This window comes from Streptomyces sp. NPDC006296, assembly GCF_040613235.1.
Classification (GTDB): domain Bacteria; phylum Actinomycetota; class Actinomycetes; order Streptomycetales; family Streptomycetaceae; genus Streptomyces.
Genome location: NZ_JBEXRT010000008.1, coordinates 19,508 through 36,817, shown reverse-complemented (window position 1 = coordinate 36,817; position 17,310 = coordinate 19,508). Strand labels below are relative to the sequence as shown.

Below are 17,310 nucleotides of genomic sequence, written 5' to 3'. Positions count from 1 at the left end.
TCCGGGAGGACCGCGGGATGCACCGGGGAGCGCGTCACGGGCGGCAGACAGCCCGAACGCCCCCCTGCGCGCGGGGCGCTGACCTGCTCGTCGCGCACGGGCGCGGGGTCCCCGGACGCCTCGGCGGGCGGCGCGACCGGTGACCGCCTGCTGGTTCAGCCCGCGGGGGTCCACGGGCTGAACCAGCAGGAGTGCCCACCCGCGGCGGGTGGCGGCCGCCCCGGGCCGGAAGCGGTCCCCGAGGAGGCGTGGGCCGACCGGACGACGCCCCGCGCCCCGATCGAAGGGGTACGGCGGCCCGGCGGCCGGCCCTGCCGCGTCAGTGGTTCGTTCCGGCGGCCCAGAGGATGGTGTCACCGTCGACGACCGTGATGTTGCCGTCGCTCTGGAGCTTCAGAACGGCGTTCTCGTGCCCGTCCGTCTGACTGGCCCACACCGCCTGGTCCTCCGCGTTGTAGACGACGAAGTTCCCGTCGGGCTGGAAGTCGGCGCGCGTGCCCGCTCCGTTGCCCCACGCATCCCAGCGGGCCTGGTTCAGCTCGTCATAGGCGACCAGGCCGCCGTCACGCTGGAGGACCAGCCGGATCTTGGCCGCGGAGATCTCGTCACCGGGCCGCAGGCTCATCGGCGAGTTGATCACCCTCTCCTCGGGCAGTTCCTCCTCCTGTCCCTGCTGCTCTCCCTGCTCCTGGTCCTGCCCCTGCTCCTGCCCTTCCTCCTGCTCGGACACGGGGTCCGCCGCACCGCCCGCACCGCCGTCCGGCTCGGTCGCCTTCTCCGAGGGCGAGGAACCGGCTTTCGGCCCGGAGCCGGAGCCGCCGGACCCCTCCATGCCGAACGTCACCAGGACCGCGCCCACCGTGCAGACGACCGCGACGGCGGCCACGGCCACCACCGCCTTCCGCCTCCACGGACGAGTCCCGGAGGACTTCAGGGGCGGCACGGCGACGGGCGCCGGAGCGGTTGCGGGGTGGGTGCCGGCCGGCTGGACCGCCGTCGGGGCCGGGGAGTCCGGAGGCGTCGTCGGAGCTGCCGGCAGGGCGGGAACCACCTGGGTCGGCGCCGCGGCGAGCGGGACGCCCCGGGAATCCGCGGAGGCGTCCAGGACCGTGGGCGCCGGAGGAAGGGCCGGCAGACCGTCCGTCGAACCGGAGGCCGCGATCCGCTGGTAGGACGGATCGTTCGCCAGGGAGGTGTCCGACTGGCACCGCTCCACGATCTCCTCGGGAGCCGGCCGGCGGGCCGGGTCGCGGTCGGTGCAGGCCGCGATGATCTCGGCCAGCGCGGGATCGATCCCGTCCAGATCGATCTCGCCGTGCACGGTGCGGTAGGCCACCGCGGGGAAGGAACCGCCACCGTACGGGGGGCGGCCGGTGGCGGCGAAGGCGAGAGTGGCCCCCAGCGCGAAGACATCCGCGGGGACCCCGACTTCCTCCCCCTGAAGTGCCTCGGGAGAGGTGAAGCCGGGGCTGCCGGCGGTGTGACCGACCTGGGTCAGCGCGGTCTGCCCGGTCTCCCTGGCGATACCGAAGTCGATGAGCTGGGGGCCGACCGGAGAGAGGATGATGTTCTGCGGCTTGACGTCGCGGTGCAGGATCCCGTGGACGTGGATGTCCGACAGCCCCTCGGCCAGCGCTGCCATCAGCCCGAGGCCCAGCCGTACGGGCAGCGGACCGGACGTGCGCACGGCGGAGTCCAGGGTCCGGCCGGGCACGTACTCGGTGGCGAACCAGTACGGCGGGGCGTCCAGGCCGGAGTCGATGAGCGAGGCGGAGTAGGCGCTGCGCATGCTGCGCAGCGTGCCCACCTCGCGGCGGAATCGCTCCAGAGCCTGTTCCTCGTACTGGAACTGGTCGCTGATGACCTTGATCGCGACCGGCCGGCCTCCGGGGGTGCTGCCGAGGTAGACGGAGCCCATACCTCCCGCCCCGAGACGGCCGGCGAGACGGTATCGACTGATCCGGACCGGATCTGAGTCGGCGAGGGGTTGCACTGCGCGGATTCCTCCTGGATACCCTGCCCGAACGCCCAGTTTCCGCCCGGTTCGCCTCGGGTGGGCCGTTGCCTCGACAGGAGACCAGGCCGCCCGTGCAGCAAGGTACGTGGCTGCGGGACCGCACCACAGCGGAGCGGCCATTTCAACGGATCATACGACAAAGCATGACGGTCTGATCTTCACCGGTGAGTGGAGCCGACCCGGCGGACCGATCCGATCCGGACATCTCGGCGATCCGTGGCGGGGGAGCACAGATGCAGAGCCTATACGGCGCGGGCGGAGCCGAAGTCCCCTGGTCGGACGCCCACTTGCGGCTGAGGTCCGACCAGGGGAGCGATGGCGGGGTCCGGACCGTCCTCAGGCGGTTCCGTGTCGCCGGGGGCCGAGGTGCGCGCGGTCGCCGCTGTAAGCGGTCACGGCCGCGCGCGGCCGCCGGTGTGTGCGGCCGGGGCCGCGGACGTGGGCGGAGCGCCTGGAGCCGGTCCGGCGGTTCACCCCGGTGTCCCCTGCCGGTCGTCTTCGCGGCCGGAGGTCACCTGGTAGGACAGCAACTGCCGGAACAGACCGCCCTCCTCAGCGGCGAGATCCCGGTAGGTGCCTTCCTGCACGACCCTGCCCCCGTCGAGGACCACGATCCGGTCGGCGACGGCGACGTTGGTGATGCGATGAGTGACCAGGAGGACCACGCGGTCGCGGGCCAGGTCGCGCAGCCGCTGGAAGATCCGGAACTCGGCGCGGGGATCGAGGTTCGCGGTCGGTTCGTCGAGGACCAGCAGACCGGCCTCGCGGAAGAACGCCCGGGCGAGCGCGATGCGCTGCCACTGCCCGCCGCTCAACTCCTCCCCGTTGAGCCACTCGCGGGCGAGGAGCGTGTCCAGGCCCGCGCCGAGCCCCGCGACGACCTCGTCGGCGCCGGCGGCCTCGCACGCCTCGTGCACGGCCGCGTCGCCCCCGGCCGTGGGCTGCCCCTGGGTCACGTTCTCACGGACCGTCAGTGGCCAGTGGGCGTAGTCCTGCGGCACCAGGGCGACCTGCTTCCACAGCGCCTGCGGGTCGGCGTCGCGGGTGGGCACCCCGTCCCACAGGACCTGACCGCCGGTGGGCAGGTACAGCCCGCTGACCAGTTTCGACAGCGTGGACTTCCCCGAACCGTTGAAGCCCACCAGCGCGGTGACCTCGCCCCGGCGCAGCGTGAGCGAGACGTCGGACAGCGCGTTCCGGTCCTTGCCGGCGTAGCGGTGGGAGACCTGGCTGATCTCGATCCTGTCCGGTGGTGCCGGCCGGTGCTCGCCGCGGTTCACGGTGTACCCGCCGGCCAGTTCGAGGAACCGCGTCCAGTCGTCCATGTAGAGGCCGGTACGGACGGCACGGGCCCCGACGGCGACCAGCCCGCGCACGGACTGGCCCACCGTCTGCAGGGCGAAGACGGCCGTCCCGGCGTGCCCGACGCTGATGCGGCCGGTGGCCAGCAGCCACACCACCGCCGCCCACACGACGGCCGATCCGAGGCCGCCGCAGAGCGCACCGACCAGCGACATGCGGGCGCCCCGGTCGGCCGCGGTCCGGTCCTCCCGGTTGATCCGGGACACCGTCTGCCGGTACCGGCCGGACAGGAAGCCGGCCATGGTGCCGGCGCGGATCTGGTCGGCGGCGTCGCGGGTGAAGATGTGCCAGCGCAGCACCGACAGCATGCGGTTGTCGCCGTTGCTGCGGAGGTTCGCCAGGTATCGGACACGGGCGGCGCTGACCTGGGCCAGGGCCTGCGGCAGGCTGGCCGCGACCAGGAGGGGGAGGAGCACCCAGCTCACCCCGGCCAGCACGACGGCCCCGGCGAGGAAGGAGGCCGCCGAGGCGATCAGGTCCTGGCCCTCGTCGATGAGGTCGCCGGTCACCTGCGCCCCGCGGTCCGCGGCCTCACGGTCGCGGTTGAAGCCGGGGTCGTCGTAGGCCGAGAGTTCCACCTCGGCGCAGCCGGTGAGCAGCATCTGCTCGGCCTCGCGCGACATGAGGGGGCCCAGCCGGGAGGAGAGCCAGTTGACGGTGATGCCCAGGAGCGCCCGCACCCCGGTCGCGAGGGCGAGCAGCGCCACGGAGGGCCACGCCTGCAGGAGCCGGTGGTAGACGTCACCGCTGGTCAGCAGAGCGGTGAGGGTGCCGCTGATCGCGATCAGGCCGACGGCCTGCATCACGCCCGCCACCGTCTGGCACAGCAGGAGCCCCGTGGTGGCCCGTCGGTCGACACGCCACGCGAGGGCCAGCGACCGCCGTACCAGCCGGGGCAGGCGGCGGGCCATGTCGCGCATCCGGATCGAGCGGCCGGCCGCCTCACGACTGCCGGTCAGGTCCACATAGCGCATCTCCGGGGCGGCGGAGTCCTGCTCCGCCCCGCTTTCCGGAGAGCGGGGCGGGGCAAGGGGCACCGGGCGCGGGCCCGGGACACTCTCGGCCGGCTCACTCATGCCGCCCACCCCGCATCCGGACGGGCTGCGCGGCGGGGGGCCGTCCACCAGGCGCACGCCGATGAGGGCAGGCCGTTGTTCGAATCCGGAGGGCTGCTGCACGGGGAGGGGCGGGGCTCATGACGTTCCTCCATCGGGGCGGTCGAATGGCACTGGTGCTCCAAGAACGCGCAGGATCGGCCCGCGTCACGGCTCAGTTCGTGAACGCATGTTCTGATCGGGCCGCAGGGGCGGGCGGGGCGCGGCCGTGACCGGCCAAAGCTGTTCGAGTCGCTCGGGTCACCCCTCCGGGGTATTGCCGAGCCGGCCGGTGGAGCGGTGCCGGGCACGGACGGCCGTGCGCGGCGGGGCCGGAGGCGTGACGCCGACGGCGAGCGGTCGGATCCGGCAGCGGAACCGGTCACCGAGCACGCCGCGACGACCACGAACGGAACGGCCGGGAGTGACGGCCGTCGACCCGGACCGCGGCGGTGCACGGTCCGCCGGACGGGGAGCCGTGGCGGGCGCGGCGGGCGGACCGACCGGCCGGAGCGGAACAGCGGGCCCCCGCGGCCCGTCCCTTCCGCCAGCCTTTCCCGTACCCGTCATGGCCCGTGCACGAAGCCATACGACGAGGGGAAACGCAACGTCGACACCGCCCGCAGCGACCGCTACCTTCACCTGCGGGCGGGTCACGTCCCACCCCCGCTCGTGCGCCCCCGCGGGCACCGCCGCACCGGATCCGCCCGTAGGCACGCCCCACGGACAGCCCTCACCAAGGAGAGACGCATGCCCGCTCTTGCGCTGTACACCTTCGGCGTCCTGGCGTCGCCGCTCGCCGATCCCGCGCCTCTCACGCGCGAGTTCCACGAGCTCGGCGAGGCCGTCTACCGGAAGATCGGCCAGCACCCCGGATACCTCGCTCGCGCGGAAGCGGCGGACGCCGGCCCGGGTGTGTTCTTCGAGGCGGACTGGGGCGCATGGGGAGAGTTCGCCGTACCGGCCTGGTACGACCGGGGACGTACGGCGGACACCACCGCTCTGGCCGCGACCCTCTCCCTCTGGACCGACCCGCAGCGCGCCTTCGACGCCCTCTACACCGGTCTGCACCGCCAGGCGCTGAACAGGCGTCACGACTGGTTCACGAGGACAGGACACCCGAATCACGTGCTCTGGTGGGTACCCGACGGTGCGGTGCCCACCTGGTTGGACGGGGTCTCCCGGCTGGAACGCCTCCGCGACCGCGGTGCCGTGCCGGACGCCTTCACCTTCCGCCGCACCTTCGACCCGGAGGGGACTCAGGCCGGGGCCCGCGCTGCCGGGCCGGGGAACGACCCGGCCCGCTGACGAGGAGGCCCGACGGCCGGGTCCGGTCCCGGCGGTCCGGTGAACCGGCCACGAGGCCGGGGCCCCCAGTCCGACGGGCCCCGGGCGACCGCGGGTCCGGATCCTGCGGTCGTGTCCCGGGGAACCGCCGCCACCGCGAGGTCACATCCGGCCGCTGTGCCCCTGGTCGCTGTCGGCGGCGGCCTCTCCCTCGGCGAAGACGACGACCGTGTCCTCCGGGCCGAACACGATCGGGGCCGCCCTGGGCGGATTCAGGAAGATGCCGTAGCCGGGCGGCTCCTCGTCGTGTTCGTCGAGCCGATAGCCGATGGCGGTCTCCCCGCGTCGCCGTGCGGCCTCGATGACCGTCGCGAAGTTCGCCTCGGCACCGGGGACCACGTAGTTGGACGCCGGCTTGAGGTAGATCTCGGAGCCTTCCGGGTTGAACAGATCCGTGAACACGGCGTGCAGATGGCGGTTCTCGGTCAGCTGGGTGAGCAGCAGGCTGATCACCTTGGTGCTCACGATGAAGTCGTCGGCCTTGGTGACCTGGGCGACCTCGCGATTGCCGTCGTCGTTCATCTCCGTGACGATCGAGTACGGGTCACCGAGCGCCTCCTCGATGTCCCGCAGGTGGAGCAGGGTCACCAGCGTCCGGTCGTCCGACGGGCCCGGGGCGACGGTGTCGTCCGAGAGCACGACGATGTGCTGGTAGCCGCCCAGGTCCAGCGCTTCCAGCGAGGACCTCCGGGTCGGCTCGCACTCCTTGAACCCCACGGTGAGATTGACGAGCGTGTCGGCCAGGACCGTCTCCGGCCTGCGGGGCGCGGCGATGTCCAGGGTCGAACCGGGTTGGACGAAGCTGTCCAGCAGGGTGACCAGCTTCGCCGTGCGGGTGTTCTCGCCGATCAGGACGGTCCGGTCGAGCGTGGGCGACTGGGCCGGAGCCGTGGTGATCGCCGACTCGGTGATCGCCGGCCGGGACTCGCCGAGGCGGATCAGCAGATCGTCCTCGGCGACGACGAGTATCTGGTCCCCCGGGCCGATGAGGGTGTCCATCGGCGGGTTGACCTTGATGTCTCCCCTCCGGGTGCGGAGCCCGACCGGTACACCGAGCTCGAAGGCGTTCAGGGCGAGCCCGTACGTCGAACCCACCAGGGTGGGCTCCTCGTAGAAGTAGAACTCGTTGCCGACGAAACTCAGCAGTTCGTTGAAGACGGCCGAAAGACCCGTCTGCCGGTGCGCCTGCGCGATGAGGCGGACCGCGATGTCCTCGGCGTCGATCACCAGGGCGCCCCCGCCGGCGGCCAGCCGGGCCGCTGCCAGATTCTCCGAGTCGTGGACGGCCGCGACGATCTGTGGGCGGTTCCCGGTCCACCGCCGGCTGTGCAGCAGGAGCAGGGCCTTGATGACCTCGATGTCACGGCCCACGCCCTCCGGCGGAAGCACCATGACCGACTTGGCGGTGTCGGGGCTCACCAGCTCCAGATCGGCCCGCACCAGAGGGTTCCCGGAGCGGCAGATGACGCGTGTGCTGCCGGTGTCGGGGATGCGGGCCCGGATCGCGTCCTCCATGGAGATCTTGTCCCGGTCGGCGAGGATCACCACGCAGGAACGGCGTTCGCTCTGGTTCGCCTCGACGAGCTCGGCCACCACCGTGAAGACCTGCTCCGACCAGCCGAGAACGATGGTGTGCCCGCGTTCGATGAGCCGCGAGCGGCCCTTGCGCAGTTCCTGGAGATTCTGGTTCAGACCGGTGGTCAGGACACCGATGAGCGCGCTGACGATGAAGATGCCGCCGAGCGTCACCGCCAGCATCAGACCCAGGAACACCGGGCCACCGGTGTCCCCGCCCATGGTGCCGGGATCGAGGGTCCGCAGCAGGCTCATCCACGCGACGCCCAGCCAGCCGCCGTTGCTCTCCGCGTCGGTGTCCGTGAACAGGACCACCAGGGTCGAGGCCAGCACGATGAGCACCGCCGACGACAGCCCCAACCACCCGATCAGGGCCGGCGTCCCCCGGTCCATGGTGCCGTCGAACCAGTACCTGAACCGGGTCCGTAATCTCTTTCCCATCTCTGCCCTCCCCATCGCGCACGGACTGCGGACAGACCGTGAAATCCCTCGTCACGGCCATGGCCGACACAGTTGATCATTCTCCCAGCCCCCTCAGGGCTCCCGGCCGAGCGACCTCGTGCACGGGCCGGTTCAGGCCACCCGGCCCGTGGGCGGGAGACGCGCCCAGGTCGGTGCGTCCGCCCCGCCCTCGGTGCGCGGTTCCTGGTGCTGAGCCTGCCCGTCCGCCGCAGGAGCCATCGACCGGCGGCTGCGGCCGCCCGTCCCGTCGCTCGCGGGCGGGGCCGGCGCGCGAGGGAGACGGGAAGCGCCCGGCCTCCCTGCCGGGGCGTCAGGGGCGCGGCGTACGACATCTCCGGCCCGAGAGGTACCTGACGGAACAATCATGCGGGTGACCGGCCTGGCGGTGGCGGCCCCCTGCGCGCCGTCGCCATCGAAGTCCGGCGGTCGTGGACGCGACCTGGGCCACGCGACGCCGCTCGGCGTATTCATCCGTTATTCAGGTGGAGGACGCCGGCCGTGTGGGGATGCGGGCGGAGGCTGCGCCGATTGTATGCGAACGGCGTGAACGGTTCGATGGTGCGGACCCCTGAATGCCGACGGCATGTGAGTGTGACTGCCCGCAGGCTGACGGAATTTCCCTGACGGGAAGGTGGGTGCGTATGTGCCGGCCCGATGCGTGAGTCGCCTTTCCTTTCGAATTCCGGGAGAGGGTGCCATGTTTCCGTTCCGTCGCGCCTTTCCCGTGGATCACCTCAGGCCGCGCCCGTGACGCCCCGGCTGCCGAGCGGGTCCGCCACCGGACGGGCAGGAGGGCGGCTGACCCGCCCGGGCGGCGCCCTTCGTGCGAGCCGCGCCGGACCGGGCAGGGGGAGGGGATACGCGGGTGACACGCGGCGGAGGGCGGTGCGGGGGACCGTCCTCGGGGCCCGGCGAGTGCGTCCGTCTGTGTGCTCCGACTCCGGACGCGCATGGGGATGCTGTCGCTCGACCACACCGGTGTACAGGCTGCCGTGCTGCGTGAGCTGCGCAAATGCCCGTGTGGCTCGGGTGGTAGGTGTCGTCGCGAGGGACCCGCGTGCCCGATGTGTACGACGGGACGCGGGTGGCCACCCGTGAGCGCCGCCGCACGAGACCGGGGCCGGGGCGACCGAGTGCCTGAGCCGCATCTCGGCCAATACAGCTCATCGGACCATGTTCAGAATCCCGGACGCTCGCTGCTTCGACGCCACCTCGGCACGGGGACGCAGCATGTCCTATAGGCGGTGATGTCATGACAGGCGTGGTGTCGCTAACACGGGGCCTCACGGAGCGGCAAGAGGGCCATTGTCGTCGCCCGTACATGCTGGATGAATTGATGAAGTCACTTCCGTTAGGCTGAAATTGGGGCCTGGGGATCATTGACCCTTCAGAAAGGGCCCGGTTAGCTTGTAACGGCGCCCCGTTCGGCAGAGAACTCCCTGTGCGGGTTCGCGCCTCGGGAAATGGCAATCAACGACGGGACATATTTCGCCGTCCCCGTCCCTCCGGTACAGCGAAGCAAGCGCACGCAAGTCGTCGATTTCGTCGCGCCGTCGTGGCGTATCAGAGCCCGGCCGGCCGACGCTTCGCCGTCACCGGTCCGGGACGGAGATGAGGGTGATGCACGTGGTGGATTCCGTCTTTGTCATTCCGGGTACGGTGGCCGCCCCGCGCGCGGGCATCCTGTCCGAGCTGCACAACCGCTACGAGACCGTACGGGAGACACTGTCCCGCATCGACAAGGCGGCCCGGGAGATGGGACTGCCTCCCGTCAGCGCCCGGTTGATCGACAGCGAGGGGACGAGCGAGCGGCGCGGCCCCGAGACGCAGTACCTGGAGATCTTCGCGGTCAGCATCGCGACGCACCACATGCTGGTCGCCGAGGGCGTGAAGCCGTTCGCGATCGTGGGCCAGAGCATCGGGGAGCTCTGGGCTCTGGCCGCCGCCGGGCACCTGTCCGTGGAGGACGCCGCCCGGCTGGCCGTGGCCCGCTCCCAGGTGCTGAGCCGGCAGAACTGGGACGGAAAGATGCTCGCCGTCGGTGTGGACGGCCGCCGGGCGGAATCGCTGGCCGGGCTGATGGACCATCCCGACCTGGTGCTCGCCTGCGAGAACGCGCCCCGGCAGAGCGTCATCAGCGGTCCCGAGCGACTGATCGAGCAGGTGGAGCGGGTGGCCGACGCCTTCGGCTGGCCGAGTCTCCCCCTGGACGTACCGCACCCGACGCACACACCGGCGATGGCGCAGGCCGCACGCGACCTGCGGGCCACCGCGCCGAAGGTCTCCTACGGGTCCGGCCGCTGGCGGGTGCGTTCCCCCTGGCTGGGGCGGGACGTCGGCGACGACGATCCGGTCGACCTGGTCGCCGGAGCCCTCACCGCCCGGGTCCGGATGCTGCACACCATCCGTGAGCTGCACGCGGCCGGCGCCGACGCCTTCGTGGAGTGCGGGGAGTGGCCGGTCGTCACCAAGTTCGTCGAGGCGTCGGTCCCGGGCGTGCAGTGCGTCGTCCCGCTGAGCGAGAGCGATCCGGTCGAGGCCGTGCGGACGCTGCTCGCCGAGTCCGCCGACGTCGGCCGGTTCCGATCGCGCCCGCCGACGCCGACGGGCACCCCACCCGCGGCGCGGGCGAGCATCATCCCCGCGCCGGCAGCAGCGAGGCCGCTGCCGGAGGTCTTCGTACCCGCTGCGCCGTCCGACGACGGCGTACCCGACATCGCCGCACCGGCGGTGCCGGCCCCCACCCCCTCCCGGGTGTCCACCACCCACGAGGCCCCCGCGGATCCGGTCGCCGAGTCCTCGGTGCCCGCCGCCCCGGTCGTCGAGGATCCGGCCACCGCCGCCCCGGTGGGAGAAGTGCCGCACACGCGCGCTCCGACCTCCGCCGCCCCTGTCGGCCCGCCCGCCTCCGCAGACCTGGACTACGACGCGGTGCTGGCCGAACTGCGTTCTCTCTACGGCGACTTCCTGGGCTATCCGGCGGATCTGCTCGGTGAGGACGACGGCCTGGAGTCCGAACTGGGCGTGGAATCGCTCAAGCAGGTCGTTCTGCTCGGCCGGGTGTCCGAACGGTTCGACCTGCCCGAGCTGCGGGCCAACTCCTCCCTGCTGACCGTCGGCACGCTGCGCCGGATCGCGGAGACCGTCGTGCAGGGCCGGGCGGAGGCTGCCGCGCGATGACCTCCACGGACGGCCTGCACGGCCGGGTCGCACTCGTGACGGGTGCCGCGAAGAGCCTCGGCGCGGACATCGTCCGCCACCTGGCACGGGGCGGCGCGCATGTGATCGTCAACTACTTCCACTCCGCCGAGCAGGCCGAACTGCTCCGGGCGGAGCTGGAACAGGCCGGTCACAGCTGCGAGTTCATCCGCGCCTCGGTGGCCAGGACCAGCGAGATCGACCGGATGTTCGACCTGATCCAGAAGCGGCACGGTGGCCTGGACATCCTGATCAACAACGCGGCGGGCGGGGCGTTCCTGCCCCTGTTCGACGTCGACGACGTGTACTGGCAGCGGGCGTGGTCCACCAACGTGATGGCGGCCTACCACTGTGCGCGCCGTGCGGCCCCGCTCATGGCGGGACGGAAGGGCGCGAGCGTCCTCTGCCTGTCCAGCGTCGGAGCGCACCAGCCGGTCCCGGGCTACGGACCGGGCGGGGTCACCAAGGCGGCGCTGGAGTCGATGGTCCGCTATCTGGCGCTGGAACTGGCCGGTCAAGACATCCGGGTCAACACGGTGCTGCTGGGTTCGGTCGCCAGTGAGATCGTGGTCAATCTCGACGCCCCGGATGCGGCCCTCGGCGGCCCGGCGGACAACGGCGAGCTGATGCGCCGCACCCTCTCGACGCCGGAGGCGGCCAGGCTGATCGTGCACCTCCTGCACGAGGACCTCGGCTTCATCACGGGGCAGACCCTCGTCGCCGACGGTGGCATCAGCATCGGCGGGATGCAGGGCATGCGCCTGCACAGCCGACTGGCGGACCAGGTGACCGCATCCACGCGGAACCGGCCGCACCCGCTCGCCGCAGCACCGCAGCCCGAAGCCGGCCCGTCCGCCTCCGGCCGACCGACGACCGCCCGTCCGGCACCTGCACCCGTCCCGCCCGCGACGCCCGCCGCTGCCGGGCCGGCGCCCACCCCGCCCCCCGCTGCCGGACCGACACCCGCACCGCCCCCGGCGCCCGTATCCACCTCCGGACCGACACCCTCACCGCCCACGACGCCCGTATCCACCTCCGGGCCGGCACCGGTCCTCGCACCGCCCCCGGCCGGGCCCGCTCCCGAGCCGGCCCGGGTGCAGGCGCCCCCGCCCGCCCCCGCTCCGACCGCGCCCCCCGTGCAGGGGCCGTCCGCGGAGACGGACCCCGGGGCCGTCGCCGTGGTGGGGTTCGGACTGGCGCTGCCCGGCGCGAACAACGCGGCGGAGTTCTGGGACCGGCTGCGGGACGGTGTGCTGCTCTCCAGCGAACCGTCCGCCTTCGACCTGAAGCACTTCTGGGCGCCCACGCGGGAGGACACCGACGCCTTCTACGTGCGCGAGGCCGGGTACATCCACAGCTTCGTCCCCGAACCCGCCTCGGTGGCCGAGCCGGACGGCAACGCCGGCCACCCCGGGTGGCCACGGACCACACGCTGGCTGCGGCACTGCACGGTCCAGGCCCTCGAAGGCGTACGCCGGCGGCCGACGGACAGGTGGCTCGCCGCGACCACGGGCATCCACGACCAGACGGGACTCGGCACCCAGGGCGTCGTCCTGGGCGACGAGTACCGGCGCATGGTGCGCGACGCCCTCCCCGCCGACGCGGACGGCGACTGGCTGGCCGAGCTCGCGGACCACGCGATCACCGCGTACTACGGGGGCGACGGCGGCGACCCGCAGGCCTACCTGCCCGCGTCCGTCAGCCGCAACGCGCTGCGCGGACTGATCCCCGAGGACGCCCAGCACCTGACCCTGGACGCGGCCTGCGCCAGCGGGCTGTTCGCCGTGGACGCGGCGGTCAAGGCGCTGCGCGAGGGTTCCGCCGACATCGCCCTGGTCGGCGGTACCTCGATCATCGAACCGATCGGATTCACCCTCTTCTGCCGCGCCCAGGGCATCTCGATGAGCGGCCGGATCCGCCCCTTCGACCAGGCGGCCGACGGAACGCTGATCGGTGAGGGCGCCGTCACCCTGGCCCTCAAGTCCTACGACCGGGCGGTGGCCGACGGCGACCGGGTGCTCGGGGTCATCCGGGGCACCGGACTCGCGGCGGACGGCCGGGGCAAGGGCATCCACGCTCCCGCCACCCGCGGCCAGGAGCTCGCGATCTCCCGGGCCTGGGCCGACGCGGGGATCGCGGCGGACGAGGTGGACTGGGTCGTGGCGCACGGCACCGGCACACCGGTGGGCGACGAGATCGAACTCCGCTCGCTGCTGTCCCGGCTCGGGCCGCGTGAGCGGGCGTGCCTCCTCACGTCGAACAAGCAGGTCTTCGGGCACACCGGCGTCCTGGCCGGCCTCGTCTCGGTCGCGCACGCCCTGGTCTCCCTCGAACGCGGGGCGGTCCCCGGCCAGCCCGTGGTCACCGATCCGCATCCGCTGCTGGGCGACGGCGAGCGGCTGACCGTCCCGGTGAAGGACGCGCCCTGGCCGGCCCAGGACGTACGGCCGCGGGTGGTCGGGGTGTCGTCGTTCGGTCTCGGAGGCGCGGACGCGCACGTGGTCCTGTCCGACCGGGTGCCGCGGACCGTCCCCGCGGAGCGGCGGGGCGGCGACGTGGCCGCCGACACGGAGGACCTGGTCGTCGTGGGCTGGAACACCCACCTGCCCGGACTGGAATCCAGTCAGGTGCCCGCCTGGCTGGGCGGTGAGGGACCGCACCCCGAGGCCGGTTTCGGGATTCCGTACCCCCTGCCGTCCCCACGGGAGGTGCGCATCCCGCCCCTGACGATGCGCCACATGGACCCCGCCCACCTGATGGTGCTCCAGACCCTCGGCCCGCTCCTGCAGCGGCTCGGCGAGCCGGGCACCGCCCTGCGGCCCACCACGGCGATCATGATCGGATCGACCCTGCCGACCACGCACAACACCCGGGCCGCGCTGCGGGTGCACGCCGCCGAGTGCGCCACCGCGTTCGACATCCTGCCCGACCCGGCGCAGGCACGGACGCTGAAGGAACACCTCGCGAAGGGCATGGCGGAGGCCGAGGGAGTGATCCCCGGCGACCTGAACGAGGACGACTTCACCGGTGCGGTCTCCTGCATCCTGTCGGGCCGGGCCGCCAACTACTACGACCTCCGGGGCATGGGGACCAGCGTCTACGCGCAGCGGGACTCCGCGCACAGCGCCGTCGACCTCGCGCTGCGCCAGCTCCGGCACCGCGCCTGCGATCTGGCCCTGGTCGGCGCCGTGTGCCAGCGGCCGATCAGCGGCTGGGACCGCCACCTCTCCGGCCTGGTGCCGGAGGGCCGGTCCATCGCGGAGGGGGCCGCGATCCTGGCCGTCACCCGGCGCTCGACGGCACTGGAGCACGGCCTGCCCGTCCTGGGAGCCCTCACCACCTCGCCCGGCGCCACCGGTCCGCGCCCGGCGGCACCCGCCCACACCCTTCCCGCGCTGGCCGGCGCAGGACACACCTATCTGTCGCTGGACGCGCTGCTGGCCGTCGTCGACGCCGTCGCCACCGGCCGGGACACCGTGGTGGAGCCGGCCGCTCCCGGGTCCCCGCTGATCCGCTTCACCGGGCCGGCCACCGCGCCTCCCCACACCCCCGGCCCCGAGGAGGCCCCACCCACACCGCGGCCCGCCCCGGCCGTACCGCAGGGCACCGATGCGGTGCCTGGGCCGTCAACGCCCCGGGCACAGAACGCCGGTGCCCGGGCGGAGAGCTCAGCCCCCGCCCCACCACATGCCGATGCGGCGGCGGCTCCCGAGCCGGAAGGCGACACCGGCCGCCGTCAGACGTTCCGGTTCGTGCCGGCGCCCCCGCCGCCCGGGTCCCCGGACGCGCGGCCGGTCCCGCCGGGCACCATCGTCCTCACCGACGCCCCGGATCTCGCCGAGGCCGTCACCGGCCCCGACACCGCCGTGTGGTCACCGCGGCCGGGACCCGGCGCCGCCGTCCATGTGGCACCCGAGGCCGCGTCAGCAGCCCTCGCCGGCCTGCCGTTCGTCCCACGCCACATCAGGGTCCTGTCCCGGCTGCCCGTCGACGACGACGGGAGCGACGAGGCCGGGGCCGCCCGGATGGAGGACCTCCAGGACCTCACCTTCACCACGCTCCAGGCGGCGCTGCCCGCCCTGCGGGCCGGTGGCTCGCTCGCGGCGGTCCTGCTCGGAGCGGTACCGGACGATCTGCCCGCCCCGCTGAGCGGCCTGTTCACCGGCCTGATCCGCTCCGTCCGGGCCGAGGTCCCGCAGTGCGGCGGGGTGACCCTGCTCAGCGACGCATCCGACGCCGCGACCGCACTGGACCAGCTGGCCCGGGCGGTCACCGCCCGGGTGCCGACCCACACGCTCGCCTGCCGTGGCGGCGCCTGGTTCACCCCGGCCGTCGTCGACGACCCGGTACCGCCCCCCACCGAGGAGGCCTCCCTGCCACCCGGCGCGGTCGTGGTCGCCTTCGGCGGAGCCCGCGGGATCACCCCGGAACTCCTCCACGCCGTCGCCCGCACCGCCGACCGTCCCCACGTGTACCTCATCGGCCGCACCCCGCAGGCGGAGAGCGACGAGGAACTGCCGCCCCAGGCCGAGTTCATCACCGCCGAGCGCCGCAGGCGCCCCGCGGCATCGGTGGGTGAGCTGCGCACCGCCTACGAGAAGGCCCGGGCACGCCTGGAGGTACGCCGTACGGTGCGACGCCTCGCCGAAGTCTGCGGCCCGGGCCGTGTCCACCACCGGGTGTGCGACGTCCTCGACGCCGAGCGCACCACCGCCGTCCTCGACGAGGTGCTCGACCGGCACGGACGCATCGACCTGCTCGTCAACACCGTCCTCGACCTGCGTTCGCGCGCGCTGCACGCCAAGACCCTCACCGATTTCCGAGCGGTCCGGGCCACGAAGGCCACCGGCTACCGCAACCTCAAACGCGCCCTGGCGGGACGGCCGCCCCGGATCTGGTGCAACTTCAGCACCCTGGCGACGCTCGCCCCCGCACCCGGTGACATCGACTACTGCGCCGTCAACGAATACCTCGCCTACGCGAGCGCCCGGGCCCAACGGCACGCGACGGACGGCCACCACGAGGTCGCGGTCCTCTGGAGCGGCTGGCGTGAGGTCGGTGTGGCCAGCAGCCCCACCATGCGCGAGACCCTCAGACGCAACGGGATGGACGCCTACATCAGCACCGCCCAGGGGCAGACGCAGTTCCTCTCCGCGGTGACCCGGCCGCCGGCCGGCGGCGTGGCGTTCTTCATCCGGGAGGAGGAACGCGTCCTGCTGGGCCGGCGCGGGATCAGCACCCACGGTTCCTCCGGCACCCCGCCCGTCCCGGCCCCGGACGCGCCGCCGCCCGCCGGGCCCGACCCGGCGCTGACCACGCCGCTGCTCGACGGCGTCCTGTACCGGGGCGCGGACTGGGCGGTCTTCACCAAGACCTGGGACCCGGCCACCCTCGCCGAGCGGGACGGGCGGTGGATGCGCCACCACCGCGTCAACGGCGAGTACACACTGCCCGGCACCTTCACCCTGGAGGCCGCCGCGGGCGCAGCGGCCGAGCTCTGCCCCGGACTCGTCGTCACCGGGTTCCGCGGGCTCGTCTGCCGGGCGTCGATCAAGATCAGACTCGCCGGGCCGCCCCGCACCGTCGCGGTGGAGGCCCGTGTCACGAGCCGGACGGACGGCCGCGCCGAGGTCGACGTCAGGATGACGGCGCACCGGATCGGCACGAACGGCACGGTGCTGCGCTTCAACGACCTGCTGTGCGAGACGAAGGTCGTCCTGGCGGACCGCTACCCCGGTCTCCCCGGGCCTCCCGACAGCTCCGCCCACGAACCCCAGCCCGACTTCGCGATGCCGGTCTACTCCCCGGACCCGCCCATCTCGCTCACCGGCCCCTTCGCCGGCACCGGCGACTACGCGCGCGGGCCGGACGGCAACAGTGGCAGGTTCCGCCTGGACCACGAGGCATGGGCCCCGGTCCTGGCCGGGACCACCGTACCGACGATCCTCCTCGACGCGATGGTCCACCTGCTGCTGCTGCCACCGCCCGGTGACAGCCCGCCCGCGGTCGGCCCGATGGCCGGCCTCGACGAGGTCGACCTCGGCGGACCGGGCAACGACTGCCGGCTCAGCGCCGACCACCCGGAGATCCGGCTCCACTGCGACTTCGCCACCGGTGCCCTGACCGCCGTGGCCGGCGGCGGCCGCGTGCTGGCCCGGATCACCGGGGTCAGCGCACACGCCCTGGACCACAGCGGAGCACTGGTCCGGCCCCACCCCCGCGCACCCCAGCCGCCCCGTTCGTGACAGCCGAGGA

6 protein-coding genes are annotated in these 17,310 nt (G+C 73.1%); 3 read left to right on the top strand and 3 right to left on the bottom strand.

Features of this window, described 5'->3' with window-relative positions; all coding sequences use genetic code 11:
• Window positions 1–319 precede the first annotated feature (319 nt).
• Window positions 320–1,993, bottom strand: coding sequence for a protein kinase (locus ABZ172_RS07760; protein ID WP_356881253.1), 1,674 nt, complete (start codon window positions 1,991–1,993; stop codon window positions 320–322).
• A gap of 494 nt (window positions 1,994–2,487) precedes the next feature.
• Entirely contained in the window at window positions 2,488–4,353 is a 1,866-nt protein-coding gene (locus ABZ172_RS07755; RefSeq protein WP_356881535.1) for an ABC transporter ATP-binding protein, read from the bottom strand.
• An 870-nt stretch (window positions 4,354–5,223) separates the two neighbouring features.
• Between ABZ172_RS07755 and ABZ172_RS07750 the strand changes: the two genes are divergently transcribed.
• Window positions 5,224–5,781, top strand: coding sequence for a DUF3291 domain-containing protein (locus tag ABZ172_RS07750; protein ID WP_356881251.1), 558 nt, complete (start codon window positions 5,224–5,226; stop codon window positions 5,779–5,781).
• Window positions 5,782–5,922: 141 nt separating this feature from the next.
• Here the strand turns inward: ABZ172_RS07750 and ABZ172_RS07745 are convergent, their stop codons facing one another.
• Window positions 5,923–7,836: a potassium transporter TrkA gene (locus ABZ172_RS07745; RefSeq protein WP_356881249.1), complete on the bottom strand. Its 1,914-nt coding sequence runs from the start codon at window positions 7,834–7,836 to the stop codon at window positions 5,923–5,925.
• Between the two features lie 1,647 nt (window positions 7,837–9,483).
• On the opposite strand from ABZ172_RS07745, the gene ABZ172_RS07740 reads away from it, so the two are divergent.
• Complete coding sequence (locus ABZ172_RS07740; RefSeq protein ID WP_356881247.1) at window positions 9,484–11,037, top strand: acyltransferase domain-containing protein; 1,554 nt, start codon at window positions 9,484–9,486, stop codon at window positions 11,035–11,037.
• Window positions 11,034–17,300: an SDR family oxidoreductase gene (locus tag ABZ172_RS07735; protein WP_356881245.1), complete on the top strand. Its 6,267-nt coding sequence runs from the start codon at window positions 11,034–11,036 to the stop codon at window positions 17,298–17,300. The genes ABZ172_RS07740 and ABZ172_RS07735 overlap by 4 nt, the downstream gene beginning before the upstream one ends.
• The last annotated feature ends 10 nt before the right edge of the window (window positions 17,301–17,310 follow it).

What these genes read in the sequence shown, in the direction of transcription:
- ABZ172_RS07755 (WP_356881535.1), bottom strand. Translation starts at nt 4,353, where the DNA reads ATGCGCTATGTGGACCTGACCGGCAGTCGTGAGGCGGCCGGCCGCTCG.
- ABZ172_RS07750 (WP_356881251.1), top strand. Translation starts at nt 5,224, where the DNA reads ATGCCCGCTCTTGCGCTGTACACCTTCGGCGTCCTGGCGTCGCCGCTC.
- ABZ172_RS07745 (WP_356881249.1), bottom strand. Translation starts at nt 7,836, where the DNA reads ATGGGAAAGAGATTACGGACCCGGTTCAGGTACTGGTTCGACGGCACC.
- ABZ172_RS07735 (WP_356881245.1), top strand. Translation starts at nt 11,034, where the DNA reads ATGACCTCCACGGACGGCCTGCACGGCCGGGTCGCACTCGTGACGGGT.